The 17457-nt window shown below is 70.7% G+C and carries 8 protein-coding genes; 3 read left to right on the top strand and 5 right to left on the bottom strand.

Going from position 1 to position 17457, the window contains the following annotated elements; translation table 11 throughout:
* Window positions 1-51: 51 nt before the first annotated feature.
* Genes ACZK5D_RS12825 through murJ form a run of 3 tightly spaced genes read left to right on the top strand, consistent with a single transcriptional unit; the run spans window position 52 to window position 7084 of the window.
* Window positions 52-1461: a CCA tRNA nucleotidyltransferase gene (locus tag ACZK5D_RS12825; protein WP_458996479.1), complete on the top strand. Its 1410-nt coding sequence runs from the start codon at window positions 52-54 to the stop codon at window positions 1459-1461.
* 42 nt (window positions 1462-1503) lie between these two features.
* The gene (locus ACZK5D_RS12820) at window positions 1504-3396 is read left to right on the top strand and encodes a DUF6049 family protein (protein ID WP_458996478.1); all 1893 of its coding nucleotides are present in this window, start codon (window positions 1504-1506) and stop codon (window positions 3394-3396) included.
* A complete protein-coding gene (gene murJ, locus ACZK5D_RS12815; RefSeq protein ID WP_463665570.1) occupies window positions 3380-7084 on the top strand; it encodes a murein biosynthesis integral membrane protein MurJ in 3705 nt (1234 codons plus the stop codon). The genes ACZK5D_RS12820 and murJ overlap by 17 nt, the downstream gene beginning before the upstream one ends.
* Here the strand turns inward: murJ and ACZK5D_RS12810 are convergent.
* The 5 genes from ACZK5D_RS12810 to ACZK5D_RS12790 form a co-directional block, all read right to left on the bottom strand.
* The gene (locus ACZK5D_RS12810) at window positions 7071-9263 is read right to left on the bottom strand and encodes an ATP-dependent DNA ligase (protein WP_463665569.1); all 2193 of its coding nucleotides are present in this window, start codon (window positions 9261-9263) and stop codon (window positions 7071-7073) included. The genes murJ and ACZK5D_RS12810 overlap by 14 nt on opposite strands.
* Window positions 9264-9704: 441 nt before the next feature.
* Window positions 9705-11225, bottom strand: coding sequence for a glycerol kinase GlpK (glpK, locus tag ACZK5D_RS12805; RefSeq protein WP_458995766.1), 1521 nt, complete (start codon window positions 11223-11225; stop codon window positions 9705-9707).
* Between the two features lie 24 nt (window positions 11226-11249).
* Window positions 11250-12023 carry an MIP/aquaporin family protein gene (locus ACZK5D_RS12800; protein ID WP_463665568.1) on the bottom strand — a complete coding sequence of 258 codons (774 nt, stop codon included), beginning with the start codon at window positions 12021-12023 and terminating at the stop codon, window positions 11250-11252.
* Between the two features lie 393 nt (window positions 12024-12416).
* Entirely contained in the window at window positions 12417-14780 is a 2364-nt protein-coding gene (locus ACZK5D_RS12795) for a YhgE/Pip domain-containing protein (RefSeq protein WP_463665567.1), read from the bottom strand.
* The gene (locus ACZK5D_RS12790; RefSeq protein ID WP_463665566.1) at window positions 14777-17434 is read right to left on the bottom strand and encodes an MMPL family transporter; all 2658 of its coding nucleotides are present in this window, start codon (window positions 17432-17434) and stop codon (window positions 14777-14779) included. The genes ACZK5D_RS12795 and ACZK5D_RS12790 overlap by 4 nt, the downstream gene beginning before the upstream one ends.
* Between the last annotated feature and the right edge of the window lie 23 nt (window positions 17435-17457).

Genomic DNA, 17457 nt, shown 5'->3' with positions numbered 1-17457 from the left:
GACGTAGACTCATCCCTCGTGCCGAACCTCACCCAAGCGCAGACCAACGCGATGCACGAACTGCTGCGCATCGCGCCCGTCATCGACGACCTGGGCCGCCTCTTCAGGGCCGAGGGGCACCAGCTGTACCTCGTCGGCGGCTCGGTCCGCGACGCGCTGCTGGGCGCGCTCGGCCACGATCTCGACTTCACCACCTCGGCCACTCCGGAGCAGACGCACGAGCTGCTCAAGCAATTCACGCCCACGACGTGGGACATCGGCAAGGAGTTCGGCACCATCGGCGCGCTCAAGCGGGCGGCGGACCAGGACTGGCAGATCGAGGTCACCACGTTCCGCGCCGACATCTACCGCAGCGAGTCCCGCAAGCCCGAGGTCTCCTTCGGCGACACCATCGACGGCGACCTCCACCGCCGCGACTTCACGGTCAACGCCATGGCGGTCGACGTGTCCACCCGCGCCTTCGTCGACCCGTACGGCGGCCTGCAGGACCTCGCGGAGGGGGTCCTGCGCACCCCGTCGACCCCCGAGCAGTCGTTCTCCGACGATCCCCTGCGGATGATGCGCGCCGCCAGGTTCGCCTCGCGGCTGGGCTTCGCGGTGGCGCCGGAGGTGGTGGCCGCGATGACGGACATGGCGGAGCGGATCACCATCGTCTCCGCCGAGCGCATCCAGGGCGAGCTCACCGGGCTGCTGCTCACCGACAATCCGCGGGTGGGCCTGGACCTGTTGGTGAACACCGGGATCGCGGAGCACATCCTCCCCGAGCTGCCGGCGTTGCAGCTGGAGGTCGACGAGCACGCCCGCCACAAGGACGTGTACCAGCACACCCTCACGGTGCTGGACCAGGCGATCGAGTTGGAGAAGGCGCGCGGTCATGAGCCGGACATCGTCAACCGGCTCGCGGCTCTTCTCCACGACATCGGCAAGCCGGCCACCCGCCGCTTCGAGGGCTCGAAGGTGACGTTCTACCATCACGACGCCGTGGGCGCGAAGCAGGCCACCAGGCGCCTCAAGGCGCTCTGCTACCCCACGCAGGTGGTCAAGTCGGTGGCCAAGCTGATCGAGCTGCACCTGCGGTTCCACGGCTACTCCGACGGCGAGTGGACCGACGCCGCGGTGCGGCGCTACGTCCGCGACGCCGGCGGTGAGCTCGAGCACCTCCACATGCTCACCCGGGCGGACTGCACGACCCGCAACCGGCAGCGCGCCACGAAGCTGCGGCGCGCCTACGAGGAACTGGAGTGGCGCATCGACGAGCTGGCCGCCCAGGAGGAGCTCGCGTCGCTGCGTCCGCACCTCGACGGCACGCAGATCATGGAGATCCTCGGGATCGGACCGGGCCGGGACGTGGGGCAGGCATATTCCTTCCTGCTGGAGCATCGCACCGAACACGGGCCCATCCCCCACGACGACGCCGTCGAGCTGCTCAGACAGTGGTGGGCCGATCGCGGCGGGCAGTGACCACGGCGCCCGGCGGCCCCCGGCAACTACCATGAGGACGTGATGGTCGGTCGGTTCGCGCGTGCGCTGGTGGCGGCGGCGCTGCTCGCACTGGCGGTGGTCGTGGCCCCGCGGCCCGCCGTCGCGGCCACCGAGTACCTCGATGTGCAGCTGACCAGCGTCTCGACTCCCACCCTCGACCTGGCCGATCCTGCGCAGGTGGTGGAGCTGACTGGCACGCTCACCAACGTCTCGACCGTCCCGATCCGCTACGTCAACGTCCACTTCTGGCGCCTGAGCGCGCCGCAGACCACCAGCGCGCAGCTGGCACAGACCCTGGCCAGCGTGCCGGTCGGCGCCAGGCTCACCGACGAGGCCGCCGGAAACCTGCACATCCTCACCCGCGACGAGGAGTTCGCCCCCGGCCAGCGCGCCGAGTTCACGGTCAGGACCACCGTCGGCCAGCTGACCGCCGGACGATTCGCCCTGACCACGACGGATGCCGCCTACCTCCTCGGGGTCCAGGTCCGCGGCATTCCCTCGGACGGCGGCAACCAGGTGGTGGGCGCGGATCAGGTGGTGGTGGCCGCCACCACGGACCCCGTCGAGTCCAGCGCCGTGGTCCTGCTCAGCGCGCCGCCCAGCTGGACTCCCGACGGCGACTTCACCGACGACTCCCTCCTCACCGACCTGAGCGGCCGGCTCGAGACTCTGCTCGCCAGCGCGGAGCGCGACGGGGTGGTCGCCGCCGTCGACCCCGCGTTGGCGGGGGCGGTGGATCGGATGACCGGCGAGCACGTGGTCGGCGGGGTGAGCACGCCGGGCAGCGGAGTGGCCATCGGGTGGCTCAACCGGCTCGAGGCGCTTGCCGAGGCCGGCAGGCTCTGGCGGCTCCCGTACGGCAACCCCGACCTGGCCACGGCGGACGCCAGCGGCGAGCTGCAGCGGGTGCTCGGCTGGGCGGAGGCGGCCACCCCCGACGAGCTTCTTGAGCTGCCCACCGTCGCCGTGCTGGAGGCCGGCGCGGGTGAGGACCTGGCGGCGCAGCTCTCCGGCTTCGACACCGTGGTGCTGCGCAACGCCACCGGCGCCAGGCCAGGTAGGCCCACGCTGCTGGGCGCCTCGCCCCTGAGCACGTTCGCCGCGTTGCCCGCCGGGGTCCGCCCCGGGCGGCTGATCGCAGAGGAACTGCTGGCCGAACGGCCCCCGCTCTACCTCATCGCGACGGTGGAGGGGGCCGAGGCCGATGCCGCGTTGGGCGCTTCCCGGCGGCACGTGGCACCGTCGGCGACCCCGGAGGCGCCCGTCGTGTGGCCGGACGCCACAGCGCCGGGTGCCTGGGCCTCCGTCTCCGACGCCCTCGACGCCGCGGAGGCCGACGCCGAGTTCCTGCGGACCCTCATGGGCAGCGACGAGCCTGTGGACCTCTCCAGGGTGGGCGCCACGGCGTTCTCCAGCGACTTCGCCGACGAGGGGGCCGCCCTCGCCTACCTGGACGCTGCCACCCCGGCACGCCTGGACGCCTCGCTGATCACCCTGAAGGCGGCGCAGTCGTTCGTCATGGGCTCGCGCACCAACACCTTCCCGGTCACCGTCAGCAACGGCCTGGGCGTGCCCGTCCAGGTGCAGGTGGACTTCACCTCCGACTCACCGCAGCGCATCCGCGTGCCCTCGGTAGGGCCCGTGGCGGTGGGCCCCGGTGAGTCCGCGACCGTCGACATCACCCCCGAGGCCACCGCCAACGGGGTGGCCATCGTGCGCGCCCAGCTCACCACCGTCGACGGCGAACCCCTCGGCACGCTCGTGCCGATCGAGATCACCGCCACCGACTTCGGGCGCGTCGGCTGGATCATCATCCTGGTATCGGGTGCAGTAGTGGTCGGGGGCACCGCCTGGCGCATCCGCGCCGTGCAACGAGAACGGGCGGCCAAGGAGAACCATGAGCCAAGTCAGTAGCACCAGGAAACTCGTGGGCGCCGGGGCCGTGATGGCCTCGGGCACGATGATCTCGCGCATCCTCGGGGTCATCCGGGTGATGCTGATCGCGTTCATCCTCGGCAACGGCACGCGGCAGGCGGACATGCTCGCCCTCGCCACCATGGTGCCCAACTCGCTCTACATCCTCTTCGCGGGAGGCGCGCTCAACACCGTCCTCGTGCCGCAGATCGTGCGGGCCATCAAGAACGACGACGACGGCGGCGAGGCCTACACCAACCGGATCGTGACGGCGTTCATGCTGATCATCACGGCGGTCGCCGTGCTCGTCACCATCGGCGCCCCCCTGGTGACGAGCATCTACACCTCGCCGGACTGGCGCGAGGCCGACCTCGCCGCCCAGTACGCCTCGATGGTGGCGCTGACCTACCTGACGCTGCCGCAGATCTTCTTCTACGGCGCCTTCTTCGTGCTCGGCCAGATCCTCAACGCGCGCGACAAGTTCGGCCCAATGATGTGGGCGCCCATCGCCAACAACGTCATCTCCATCGCTGTGATGGCCCTCTACTTCGTGGTCTGGGGCAACCAGCAGGACCACGGCGGCGCGTTCACCACGCCGCAGATCCTGCTGCTCGGCATCGGCTCCACCCTCGGCATCGCCGCCCAGACCGCCGTCATGCTGCCCGCCATCAAGCGCCTCGGCTTCAAGCTGCGTCCCCGGTTCGACCTCAAGGGCACCGGCCTGGGCCACACGTTCTCGCTGACCAAGTGGACGATGGGCTTCGTCGCCGTCAACCAGGTGGCACTGATGGTGGTCAACCGCCTGGCCACCTCCGCCACCGCCGGCGGGCACGGCGCGGGCGTCACCGTGTACGCCAACGCCCACCTGCTGTGGATCCTGCCGCATTCTCTGATCACCGTGTCTCTGGCCACGGCCATGCTGCCCAACGCGTCGCGGCTGGCCGCCCAGGGCGATCTGGGCGGTGTCGCGGAGGAGTACACCAAGACGGTGCGGCTGGCCATGATCGCCATCGTCCCCGCCACCGTCGCCTTCCTGGCCCTCGCCGGCCCCATGTCCGGGCTGCTGTTCGGCCACGGCACCGGCTCGAGCGACGCCATCTGGATCGCGTGGGCGCTCATGGCGTTCGCCGTCGGCCTGATCCCCTTCACCGTGCAGTTCGTCTGCCTCCGCACCTTCTACGCTCTGGAGGACACCCGCACGCCGTTCTTCCTGCAGACCCTCATCGCGGGGCTCAACATCGCGGGCGCCATCGCGCTGGTGTGGTGGGCGAACTCCGACGCCTGGGTGGCGGCCGCGCTAGCCCTCGCCTACTCGCTGGCCTACAGCGTGGGCGTGTTCGTGACCTGGCGCACCCTCCGACGGCGCGTCCCCGGCCTGGACGGACGCGCCGTCACCATGCACGTGCTGAGGCTGGTGCTGGGCGCCGGGATCGGCGGCGTCGCGGCGTACTACCTCTCCGCCTGGCTCACCGCGGTGATCCCGGGCGGGGCGCTGGGGCACATCGTCTCCATCCTCGTCGGCGGAGTGGTGATCCTCACCTCGTTCCTCGCGGTCGGCAAGCTGCTGAAGGTCAAGGAGCTGAGCAGCCTCGCCGAGCTCGTGGGCAGCCGGTTCGGGAATCGCCGGGCCGTCGCGAACTCGGGCTCCGCGCCGGGCTCCGACGAGCACACGCCGACGGCGGTGGTTCCGGCCATCCGCGACGACATGATCGACGCGTTCGACACCGGTCCCGCCACCGTGATCCGCAACCGCCCGGCGGTCACCACCCACACGTTCCCCGGATCCTCGCCGTCGCCGAGCCGGCCCGCCGCCGTCGACGAGGAGACGGGGCCGATGGATCCCTTCCCACTGCCTCCGGTCCACGCCGCGGTGGCCGACTGGGACGACGACGCCGACGAGCCGGACGACGAGAGCACCGGAGCGCTGGACATGCCCGGACTGTTCCGGGACGCACCGGGCGGTCGGATCGCCGCCGTCGGCACGCTGCTGAGCACCCGCTACGAGTTGGTCGAGCGTCTGGCGGACCGGTTCGGCACCGAGACGTGGCGTGCGCACGATCAGGTGCTCTCGCGCGACGTCGTGGTCCACGTCGTGGCCCCCGGGGACCCGCGCATCCAGGACCTGATGCTGGCCGCGCGCAAGGGCGCGGTGGCCACGGACTCGCGGTTCCTGCGCGTGCTCGACGCCGACGAGGTGCTCGATCCTGAGCAGGGCATCGGCGCCTACGTGGTGCGCGAGTACGCCCCGGGACGGTCGCTGACCGATCTGCTGGCTGCCGGGCCGTTGAGCGCCATCGAGGCGGCGCACATCGCGCGGGATCTCGCCGACGCCCTCGTCGGCGTGCACGCGCAGGGCCTCTTCCACGAGCAGCTCACCCCGGACAACGTGATCATCACCACCTCGGGCGCGGTGCGGCTGGGCGGATTCGGCGTGGAGGCCGCCCTGGCGGGCCGCGAGGACCACCAGCACGCCTGGTCGGCCCGCGAGCGTTCCGATGTGATCGGGCTCGGGAGGCTCCTGTACGCCATGCTCGTGCGGCACTGGCCAGGAGGCGCCGCGTTCGGCATGCCTGCGGCACCCATCGTCGCGGGAGAGACCGCGCCGGCCCACACCGTCCAGGCGGGGGTCTCGCCCGCGCTGGACCGGCTCTGCACCGTCATCCTCACCCAGCGCGGCAGCGTGAGCGAGCCGCGGATCACCTCCGCCTCGCAACTCGCGGAGGCCTTGTCGATAGTGGTCGGCAGCGCCGATGCGTCGGCGGACCTCGAGGATCGGGTGCGCGGGCTGGAGGCCCGCGAGGCGTCGACGGGCACCGGATACGAGTCGTTCCGCCGGCCGGGCGCCCCGCAGGTCGGGACCTGGACCCCCGTCGCCAAACCGAGCACCTCCGCCGACGACCTCGAGGCCGCGACACTCGCGCGGTCGGCGGGCCTGTCGCGCGACGTCCCCCCGGCGTCCGCGGCGCTCAGCGACGACATCTTCGCCGGGCCGCGACGAGCGCCCGGCGGCGGGGCTCCGGCCGGTCCGCCCACGCGCGTGGCCGCCCCTGACGACGATGCCCCAAAGACACGCCGCGGCCTCTTCGCGCTGCTCGCGCTCGTCGCGTTGATCGCCATCGCCTCCCTGATCGCGCTGTGGACGACGGATCCGGACCAGGCCGCCACCACCCCGTGGGGCACCGGCTCGCCGAGCGCCTCAGCCCAGTCCCAGTCCCCGTCGCAGACGGCGGCAGGGGCGCCGACCATCGTCGGGGTGCGGGACTTCGATCCGGAGGAGGACAACGGCAACGGCGAGGAGAACGCGGACCGCGCCGCCAACGTGATCGACGGCGACCCGGAGACCACCTGGGTGACCATGCGCTACCTGCGCCGGCCGGACATGGGGGGCCAGAAGCCGGGCGTGGGGCTGATCCTCGACCTGGGCGAGCGGCGTACCGTCACCAGCGCGACGATCACGCTGGTGGGCGGCGAGACCGCCGTCGAGCTGCGCGTCCCGTCAGGCTCGGAGCCGTCGATGCGCACGGAGGCGGACTGGAGCATCGTCGGGGCGAACCCGACGGCGTCCGGCACCGCCACCATCGCGCTCGACTCCCCCACCGAGACGCAGTACCTGATGGTCTACCTGACCAGCCTGCCCCCCGTCGAGGGAGGGTTCCGCGGCGAGATCGCGGAGATCACCCTCCAGTAGCCCCCGTCCCGCTGTCCGCGCCGAGGACCTTGGCCAGGTCGTAGCTGACGGGCTCGTCGAGCTGGGCGTAGGTGCACGAACCCGGATCCCGGTCGTCCCTCCACCGGACGAACTGGGCGGTGTGGCGGAAGCGCGCGCCCTCCATGTGCTCGTAGCGCACCTCCACGACCCGATCTGGCCTCAGCGGAGTGAAGGACAGATCCTTCTTCGCGTTCCAGCGCGAGTGGGCGGCCGCCGTCGGCGTACGGGGGAAGGACTGGTCCCTGAGATCCTCCCCGGCCTCCTCCGGCTCGGCCCAGGCCCAGGGGTGGTTCTCGAACGTGGTGACCAGAGGCTGAAGCTCCTGGAACAGCTCCCGCCGCCGCTCCATCGGGAACGCCCCGATCACGCCGACGGAGTTGAGGGTGCCGTCGTCGGTGTAGAGACCCAGCAGCAGCGACCCGATCGCGTCCGTCTGGTCCTTGTACAGCCGGTAGCCGGCCACCACGCAGTCCGCAGTGCGTTCGTGCTTGTACTTGAACATCACCCGCTTGTCCTCCGCGTAGGGCTCCCCGAGTGGCTTGGCCACCACCCCGTCGAGGCCCGCCCCCTCGAACTGCTCGAACCACTCCTCCGCGACATCCGGGTCCAGCGTGGCCTGCGTCAGATGGATGGGGGGCCTGGCCCCGGCCAGCGCCTTCTCCAGGGCGGCCCTGCGCTCGCGGAAGGGCCGCTCGACGAAGTTCTCCTGGCCGAGCGCCAGCAGGTCGAACGCGACGAAGCTCGCGGGGGTGGCCTCGCTCAACTTCTTGATCCGCGACGCCGCGGGATGGATCCGCTGCTGCAGGAGGTCGAAGTTGAGCCGGTCTCCGCTGTGCGGGTCCACCATCACGATCTCGCCGTCGATCACCGAGTGGTCCGGGAAGTTCTCGACGATGGCCGCCACCAGCTCCGGGAAGTAGCGGGTCATGGGGCGCGTGTTGCGGGACCCGATCTCCACCTGGTCCCCCGAGCGCCACACGATCGCGCGGAACCCGTCCCACTTGGGCTCGTACAGCACGTCGCCCTTGGGCAGCTTCTTCACCGCCTTGGCCAGCATCGGGCCGTAGGGCGGCGCGATGGCCGTCCCCCACTCGGCGTCCCGCTCGGCCTTCGGGGCCATGTACTCGTCGTCGGCCCGGTCCGCCTTGCGTTTGCTGGGCGGGACGCGGGGTGGCTCGCCCGGCATCTTCGGGTAGTCCGGCGGGAAGTTGAGCTCGCCGAGACCGCGCGCGAGGTCCGCCTCCCACAGCGCAAGGGCCCCCGACACGTCGCCCGGGGAATCGTCGATGTCCGCCCACGCGCAGCCGCGACCCTCGAGGAGGCCGGGCACGGTGCGGACGGTGAACTCGCGCGGGTCCGCGTCGGGCAGTTCCTCCCAGGTGAGCGGCATGGACACCGGCGCCCAGGGCAGGGGTCGCGGCGAGTAGGCCGCGGCGATGGTGCGGTCGCGGTTGGCCTGATTGAAGTCGACGAAGATCCGCTCGCCGCGTTCCTCCTTCCACCACGACGTGGTGACCAGGTCCGGCATCCGCCGCTCCAACTCCCGTGCGACCCCGATCACGCCGTGCCGCACGTCCTGGAACTCGTGGGTGGGCCTGATGCGGGCGTAGACGTGGATGCCGCGGTTGCCGGAGGTCTTGACATACGCCTTCAGCCCGGCCTCGGCCATCACCTCGCGCAGCGCGAGGGCTGCCTCGACGGCGTCGCGGAAGTCGCGGCCCGGCTGGGGGTCGAGGTCGATGCGGAACTCGTCGGGGTTGTCCAGGTTCGAGGTCCGGACGGGCCAGGGGTGGAAGGTGATGGTGCCCATCTGAGCGGCCCAGGCCAGGGAGGCGGGCTCGTCGAAGGTCAGTTGGTCGTGCCGACGGCGGGACGGGTAGGTGCACGTCACGCGCCTCATCCACGACGGCGCCCCCTGCGGCGGGCGCTTCGAGAAGAACTCCTCGCCGTCGACCCCCTCGGGGAACCGCTGCAGCGTCATCGGCCGGTCACCGTTGAGGTGCAGGAACGGCTCTGCCACGGCGACGAGGTAGCCCGCGAGGTCTCGCTTGGTGACGGCGGCCCCGTCTGCCATCCCTGCGGCGGGCCACAGCTCCCTGCCGGGCGAGGTCAGCTTGACCTCGCGATCCCCCACTGACAGCACCTCATGCTCTGGCATGCGCCCAGGCTAGCCCGCGAAGCACCGGAGGAGGTCCGTTGACGAGGACCGCAGCTGTGACGGACCGCCGAGCGGTGGCTCAACCCAGCGGAAGGGTCTGTCGGCCCGGCTCACCCCCCGACGGCTGGGTGAGGGGACGCGACGTGTCCGCGGAGCGGTGGATGAGGGGGACCGGTCGCGGTGGGTCGGGCGTTGGGCGAGGCACGCCGGCGGTTTTGGGCGTGCCGAGGGCGCCCATGGGCGAGGCCGGTCCCCCTCAGCCGCCGCGGAACCCGACCGACACCCCTAGCCAGCGTCGGTTTCGACGCGGGCGCGCGTCGCTTCGCTCCTTCGGCCCGGCTCAACCAGCAGAAATGGGCAGCCCGGCTCAACCAGCGTCGAGGGACGCGAAAGGGGCGCCGGTCTCCCGGCGCCCCTGACGTGACATGCGTCAGTTGGAGGTCACTCCTTGACGTCCTCGTCGACCCAGTCGAACGTGCGGGTCACGGCCTTCTTCCAGTTGCGGAAGAGGCGGTCGCGATCGGCCTCGTCGACGTTGGGCGTCCAGCGCTTGGCCTCTGCCCAGTTGTCGATGACGTCCTGCTCGCCCGCCCAGTAGCCGACGGCGATGCCGGCTGCGTAGGCGGCGCCCAGGGCGGTGGTCTCTGCGACGACGGGGCGGACCACGTCGACGCCGAGCTGATCGGCCTGGAACTGCATGAGGGTCTCGTTCATGGTCATGCCGCCGTCGACCTTGAGCTCGGCCAGCTTCACGCCCGAGTCCGCTTCCATGGCTTCCAGCACCTCACGCGTCTGGTAGGCGGTGGCCTCCAGGACGGCGCGGGCGATGTGGCCGCGGTTGACGTAGCGGGTGAGGCCGACCAGCGCACCGCGTGCGTCGGACTTCCAGTACGGGGCGAACAGGCCCGAGAACGCGGGCACGAAGTACGCGCCGCCGTTGTCCTCGACGGTGGCCGCCAACTCCTCGACCTCGGGGGCCGAGCTGAACATCTTCATGTTGTCGCGCAGCCACTGCACCAGCGAGCCGGTGACCGCGATCGAGCCCTCGAGGGCGTAGATGGCGGGCTTGTCGCCGATCTTGTAGCACACGGTGGTGAGCAGGCCGTTCTTCGACGGAACGATCTCCTCGCCGGTGTTGAGCAGCATGAAGTTGCCGGTGCCGTAGGTGTTCTTCGCCATGCCGGGCTCGAAGCAGGCCTGGCCGAAGGTGGCCGCCTGCTGGTCGCCCAGGATGCCGGCGATCGGCACGTCGGGCAGCAGGCCCGCCGCGCGACCCACGCCGTAGACCTCGGCCGAGCTCTTGATCTCGGGCAGCATCGACATCGGGATGGTCATGTCGGCCGCGATGTCGGCGTCCCAGCTCAGGGTCTTGAGGTCCATGAGCATGGTGCGCGACGCGTTGGTCACATCGGTGACGTGCACGCCACCGTCGACGCCGCCGGTCATGTTCCACAGCACCCAGGTGTCCATGGTGCCCATGACCAGGTCTCCGGCCTCTGCCCGCTCGCGGGCGCCGTCGACGTTGTCCAGGATCCACTTGACCTTCGGGCCACAGAAGTAGGTCGCCAGGGGGAGGCCCACGCGCGCCTTGTACTTGTCCTGGCCCTCGTCTCCGCCCAGATCCTCGACGATCTTGGCCGTGCGGGTGTCCTGCCAGACGATGGCGTTGTAGACCGGCTCGCCGGTCTTCTTGTCCCACACGACGGTGGTCTCGCGCTGGTTGGTGATGCCGACCGCCGCGATCTCCTGGTGGTTGATCGATGCGCTGCTGAGTGCCTCGGCAACGACGGCGCGGACGTTGTTCCACACCTCGACGGGGTTGTGCTCAACCCAGCCGGCGCGGGGGAAGATCTGCTCGTGCTCCTTCTGACCCGTGGACACGATCTGTCCGCTGTGGTCGAAGACGATGGCCCGGGAGCTCGTGGTCCCCTGGTCGATTGCGAGTACGTACTTGTCAGCCATTACTTACCCAATTCCTTTCGAGAATCAGACTGCGGGGAGGAGGACGCCGGAAAGCAGGCCCGCGAGGACACCGCCGATGATGGGGCCGACGATCGGCACCCAGGAGTAGCCCCAGTCGGAGCCGCCCTTGCCCTTGATGGGGAGGATGGCGTGGATGATGCGGGGGCCGAGGTCACGCGTGGGGTTGATGGCGTAGCCGGTCGGGCCGCCGAGGCTCGCGCCGATGCCGACGATCAGGACCGCGACGCCGAGCGCGCCCAGCCAGCCGAGGTTGGCCGGGTCCGAGCCGCCCGCGCCGGTGAACTTGCCTGCGCCGAGGATCACGAACACGAGCACGAAGGTGGCGATGGCCTCGGTGACGACGTTCATCGCGTAGTTGCGGATGCCGGGGCCCGTCGAGAACACGGCGAGCTTGAGGGCCGGATCCGGCTCCTCGTCGAAGTGGTCCTTGTAGGCGAGCCAGCAGAGGACGGCACCGATCATGGCGCCGACGAGTTCAGCGGCGAGATACACCATGGTGGACGCTGCGGTGATCGGCACGCCGGCGGCGTAGGTCTCAGACCCGGAGGCCAGGATGCCCAGCGTGACGGCGGGGTTGAGGTGGCCGCCCGACTTGTACGAGACGAGGACGCCCGCGAAGACCGCGATACCCCAGCCCCAGTTGATGAAAAGGAACCCTTGCCCGTTGCCCTTGGTCTTGGTGAGGATCGCGTTGGCGACGACACCACCACCAAGCAGCAGCAGCATTGCTGATCCCACGACTTCCGAGAGGAAGACAACACCCAAAGAGGTTTCCATCCCTCACTCCGTTCCTGACAGCTTTGTCAGATCGGCGCCGACAGTGGCGCATACTTCACGACGGCCGGATCGGCCGCCGCTGACAAGCCAACTCGTTGCTGCACGTCGTTGCAAGTACAGTGCACGTTCGTGCACGATCACGCTCTCACACTGCACTTCGGGCTTTAACTGCGCGTCGACTTGCTCGGCGTGCATGTCCACACCTCCAGCCGTCGCGCGGGACGCCACGACCAGACAAACGTCACACGATTGTGCCCGCGACGACCGGAGACAGACTCGCGGGCAACGAGGAAACGGCGGACAAGGGCCGCGCGGGCGTCGTGTCAGGGCTCCCGGCACCTGACAGCGAGACCCCACGCTAGGCGCGGCCCACCCCAGCGGAAGAGACTTGACTCAGGCGGCCCTGCGGTACTGCTCCACCGTGAGGCGCCGTCGGCTCGAGATCGCCAGGACCGACATCGTCAGTGCGATCGCGGCCAGAAGCAGCGCCATGGAGGCCAGACCGATCCCACCGCTGCCGTCGGAGAGCCAGGTGCGCACCAGCAGCAGACCGTTGTGCAGCGGCGAGACCGCCGCCACCGGAGCCAGCCATGATGCCGCCGAGGACAACCCGAGCGCCACCGTCACCACGAGGAGGAGCACCGACACGGCACGGCCCGCGTTGCCCAGCCAGCCTGCGAGGGCGTGGTTGGCGAAGACGAACGATGCGCCCAGCGCGGCCAGCAGCAGCGACAGGCCAAGGGTGGCGCCGATCCCCGCCTCGAGGATCACCCCGCCGACGATGCCCAGCACCAGTCCCTGTCCGGCGACGATGGCCAGCGGCAGCCAGACGGTCCTCGTCCAGAGTGCGAGGCTGGAGGCGCGGGAGCTGACCACATCCGCCGGCACCGGCCGCGACACCACGAACCCGGCGAGGGCACCCAGCCACAGCGCCGACACCAGCAGCAGCGACACCATCGGCACACGCCCGCTCGAGATGACGTCGTCGGGGGCGTCCACCGGGGCTGCGACCACCTGGGAGAGCCGTTGCCTGTCCTCAGGCGAGTAGGTGGGCACCTGATCGGCGCCCTTGGCGAGCTCGGTGGCGAAGGTGGAGAGCCCGTCGTCGAGCTGGGCCGCGCCGTCCGAGAGCTGCGCCAGCCCGTCGGCGAGCAGGGCCGTGCCGTCGGCGGCCGAGACCACGCCCTCGGTGTACTGCGTCACGCCGTCGACGAAGGTGGCCGCCCCCGCCTCGAGCTCGCCCACGCCCTCATCGAGCTGGGTGACCCCCGAGGCGAGCTGTGAGGCGCCGTCCGCCAGCTGGCCGGTCGCCGCGTTGAGCTCCGTGGCGCCGGCGGACAGCACCGGTGCGTTGTCGACGAGGGGCTGGGCCTCCGTGGCCAGCGTGTCGGCGCCATCGCGGATCTGGGTGAGCCCTGCCTTCAGGGCGGCGGTCTGGGCGGCGGTCTGCGCAGGCAACTCCGTGGCGAGCTGGTCGACGCCGTCGGCCAGTTGGTCCGCGCCGGCTGCGAGCGCCGAGGCCCCGTCGACAAGCGACGACCCCGAGGCCGGGTCGGGCGTGGTGAGCGCCGTCGATGCGGTGCCGGTGCCCGCCTGGAATCCCGCGGTGACGCCCGCGGACGCGCCCGCGGCGAAGGTCTGCTGCAGCATCTCGCAGGTGGCGGGGTCGGCGACCGGGCATTGGAAGCCCGCCGCGATCTGGCCGCCGATGGCGGTCACCTGGTCCGGGACTGGGATGGCGCCGGAGCTGAATCCCTGCATGGTCTGGTTCACCTGGGCGATCCCGCCGGACAGCCCGGCGACGCCGTCGGCGGTCTGACGCGCGCCGGCGGCCAGCTGATCGAGCTGCGAGAAGTCCTGCGGCTGGTCCAGCCCGGCGATGACCTGGTCGAGCCCGTCGCGCAGCTGCCCGACGCCCCCGATGGCCTGGGCGGCACCGTCGGCGAAGGCGGGGATGCCGCCGAGGAGCTGGTCCGCCCCGTCGGCGTACTGCTCGACACCGTCAGCGAGCTCCTCGGCTCCATCAGCCAGCTGCGACGTGCCCGTGCGGAGCTCACCGATCCCGATGACGAGCTGGTCGCCGCCGTCGGCGAGCCGAGGCCCGTTCTCACCAAGGAGCGCCATGCCGTCGCTCAGCTGGTTGGCGCCCTGAGAGGACTGGAGCGCGCCGTCGGCGAGCTGGGTAGCGCCGTCGCTCAACTGCCGGGCGCCGTCGACGATGGTGGCGAACTGCTCGCCGACTGTGTTGAAGCCCACGTAGATGCCGTCGAGGTAACCCTCGGTGAGGGTGGCGTTGATGGTGTCGGTGGCCAGGCGGGCGATCTGCTGGGCCAGCTGCGCGTCCGTCACGGGCGCGTTCTCGCTGACCTGGACCTGGATCGTGGCCTGGGTTGCCGAGTCCGCGTCGTTCTCCGAGAACGAGGTGGCGGAGGCCGAGAAGTCCTCCGGGATGGTCACGACAGCCGAGAACCGGCCTGAGGCCAGGCCCTCGGAGGCGCTTGGGGCGTCGGCCAACGTCCACGTGACGTTCTCCCCCTCACGCTCGATCATCGCCGCGGCAAGTTGACGGCCCAGCGGCACGATCTGATCGCCGACGGTGACAGCCTGGTCGAGGTTCACGACGGCCGCCTCCACCTGCTCGTCGGCCCCCGGCGCGGTCAGCCCGATGAGCGCGGCCACTGCGAGCAGCGGCACGACCGCCAACGCGACGATGGCCGGCCAGGTGACGCGCCCTCCGGTTGCTGTGTCGGGTGTCATGCCCGGCTCCCCTCGTGAGCGATGGCGGGGGCGGCGTAGGTGCCGTCCAGCGAGAAGTGGCTGAGGTGGTCCTCGACGGCGGCGCACAGCACCACCGCGCCCCCGTGCCGGATCCTGTCGAGGAGCCCGGAGAGGGCCGCCTCTGCGTCGGTGCCCGTGACCAGGTCCACCGAGTCGATGAAGACGACGGTGCCCGGCCTCACCGCGTTGAGGGCCGCGGCCGGGTCGTCGACGTGGGCGAGATCGAGGTAGGTGACCCGGCGGCGGGCGTTGCCCGCAGCCTGGGGCAGCAGGGCTCCGGCCACGCGGGCCCGGCCGCCCGTGGTCTCCAGCCGGCCGCTCAGCGCCAGAGCTGCGCCCGTGCGTGCCCCCACTGGTCCGGTGAGCCCGATCACGTTGCCCGGCACGAGCCTGAGGTCCATGGGTCCGACCACGCCCTCGACCTCGAGCCCATCGGCGTACAGCACCGAGCCGTCGCCCGGCCAGCCCTTCAGCGCCATCTCGGTGGAGAGCACCTCGCCCTCCACGTCGAAGGTGGGCAGCAGCCGGTCCAGCCACGCGGGCAGCCACCAGGCGCGGTGGCCGAGCAGTGCCAGCACGGCGGGCACCAGCGTCATGCGCACCAGGAACGCGTCCACCGCGACACCGACAGCAAGCGCAAAGGCGATCGGCTTGATGGCGCTCATGCCCTGGGGCACGAAGAACGCGAAGACGGAGATCATGATCACGGCCGCCGCCATCACGACGGGGCCGGACGCGACGAAGCCGCCGCGGATGGCCTCGAGCGGGGTCTTGCCGTGCACGTACTCCTCGCGCATCCGGCTGACCAGGAACACCTCATAGTCCATGGCCAGGCCGAACAGGATGCCCATGAGCAGGATGGGCAGGAAGGAGATGATCGGCATGCCGCGCTCGAGGTTGACCACCTCCTTGAGGAAGCCGTAGTTGAACACGAGCGCCGTGGCGCCGAACGCGGCGCCGACGCTGAGCAGGTAGCCCACCGTCGCCTTGATCGGCACCCACACGGAGCGGAACACGGCGGCGAGCAGGATCAGGGACAGGCCCACCACCAGCACGCCGAAGGGCAGGAGCGCGGCGGTGAGCTTCTCGCTGATGTCGATCTGGACGGCGGTGAGGCCGGTCACGTTGGTGGTGACGCCGTACCTCTCCTCCCACTCGTCAGCCCGGCCCTGGAGCAAGCGGACGAGGTCGGCCGTGGCGGGGTCGTCGGGGCCGGTCTCGGGGACGATCTGGATGAGGCCGGTGTCGGCGTTGGGGTTGGGGGTGGCGAGCGGCACGCTGGCGACGCCGTCGATGCCCTCGATGTCCTCCTTGAGGCTGGCCATGAGCCCGAGCGGATCGGTGGACCCGATGATGTCCGCGGTCACGATGAGCGGGCCGTTGACGCCGGCTCCGAAGTGCTCGCTGATGAGGTCGAACGCGATGCGGGCGGGCTGCTCGGGGCGCTGCTGCCCGGCGTTCGGCAGCGAGACCTGCAGCCCCAGCGCCGGGACGGCCATCGCCAGCAGGGCGCCCACCGTGACGACGATGGTGACGATCGGGTGCGTGGTCGTCAGGGTGACCCACCACGCGAACGCCCCGCCGTGCGTCGGCGGCTTGGCGGCCGCCTTGCGTGGCCTGGGGCGCATCCGCTCCCCCATCAGGCCCATGAGCGCGGGCAGGAAGGTCAGCGCGATGGCCACCGAGATGGCCACGGTGACGGCGGCGAAGATGCCCATCACGGTCAGGAACGGGATGTTCGCCACCCCCAGGCCGAGCAGCGCGATGAAGACGGTGAGCCCCGCGAACACGACGGCGGAGCCGGACGTGCCGACGGCGCGGCCCGCCGATTCCTCGGGCTCGAGTCCGTCGCGGAGCTGGTCGCGGTGGCGCGAGAGGATGAAGAGGGCGTAGTCGATGCCGACGGCGAGCCCGAGCATCACCGAGAGGAGCGGGGTGGTGGAGTTGATGTCGAAGAGACGGGTGAGCAGGAACATCAGCGCCATCGCGATGCCCACGCCGGTGATGGCGGTCAGCAGCGGCAGGCCCGCGGCCACCACCGAGCCGAGCACGACCGTCAGCACCACCATCGCCACGAGCAGGCCGATGGCCTCGATGACGCTGAGATGCGGGAGCTCGATGTTGTAGGCCTCGCCGCCCATGCTCACCTGCGTGCCCTCGGGCATGGCCGCCTCGAGCGCGTCGGCGACCTCGGTGATGGGCTCGAGCTGCGCCTCGGTGGGCGTCTGGCCGTCGAAGTCCAGGCTGAGCTGGATGATCGCGGCGCGGCCGGAGTCGGAGACCAGCCCGTCGACGTACTCGTTCCACGGCGAGGTGACGGCCTCCACCATGCTGAGGCCGCCGAACTCCTCGATGGCGTCCTCGATCTCCGCGCGGTGGTCGGCGATCTGTTCCCCCTCCGGCGCGACGACGACGGCCAGCGCGGACAGCGCAGCCCCCTGCGGGAAGGTCATCCGAAGCTTGTCCAGGGCCTCCTGGGACTTCGACGACGGGATCTCGAAGGCGTTGTTGAACGAGCCCGAGAACACGGCGGCGGAACCGCCCAGGAGGATCAACAGGCCCAGCCACAGCCCGATCACGGTGAGCCGACGCCGGTAACACCAGCGGCCGACGGCGTACAACACAGCAGACATGCGGGGGGCCTTATCCGTAGAGT

Source organism: Tessaracoccus yangjingae (assembly GCF_055326235.1).
This window is presented reverse-complemented; position numbering and strand designations above follow the sequence as displayed.

Bases quoted from the DNA above. Each gene is read 5' to 3' on its own strand.
- ACZK5D_RS12795 (WP_463665567.1), bottom strand. From the start codon at position 14,780: ATGACACCCGACACAGCAACCGGAGGGCGCGTCACCTGGCCGGCCATC.
- ACZK5D_RS12800 (WP_463665568.1), bottom strand. From the start codon at position 12,023: ATGGAAACCTCTTTGGGTGTTGTCTTCCTCTCGGAAGTCGTGGGATCA.
- murJ (WP_463665570.1), top strand. From the start codon at position 3,380: ATGAGCCAAGTCAGTAGCACCAGGAAACTCGTGGGCGCCGGGGCCGTG.
- ACZK5D_RS12790 (WP_463665566.1), bottom strand. From the start codon at position 17,434: ATGTCTGCTGTGTTGTACGCCGTCGGCCGCTGGTGTTACCGGCGTCGG.
- ACZK5D_RS12810 (WP_463665569.1), bottom strand. From the start codon at position 9,263: ATGCCAGAGCATGAGGTGCTGTCAGTGGGGGATCGCGAGGTCAAGCTG.
- ACZK5D_RS12820 (WP_458996478.1), top strand. From the start codon at position 1,504: ATGGTCGGTCGGTTCGCGCGTGCGCTGGTGGCGGCGGCGCTGCTCGCA.
- glpK (WP_458995766.1), bottom strand. From the start codon at position 11,225: ATGGCTGACAAGTACGTACTCGCAATCGACCAGGGGACCACGAGCTCC.
- ACZK5D_RS12825 (WP_458996479.1), top strand. From the start codon at position 52: ATGCACGAACTGCTGCGCATCGCGCCCGTCATCGACGACCTGGGCCGC.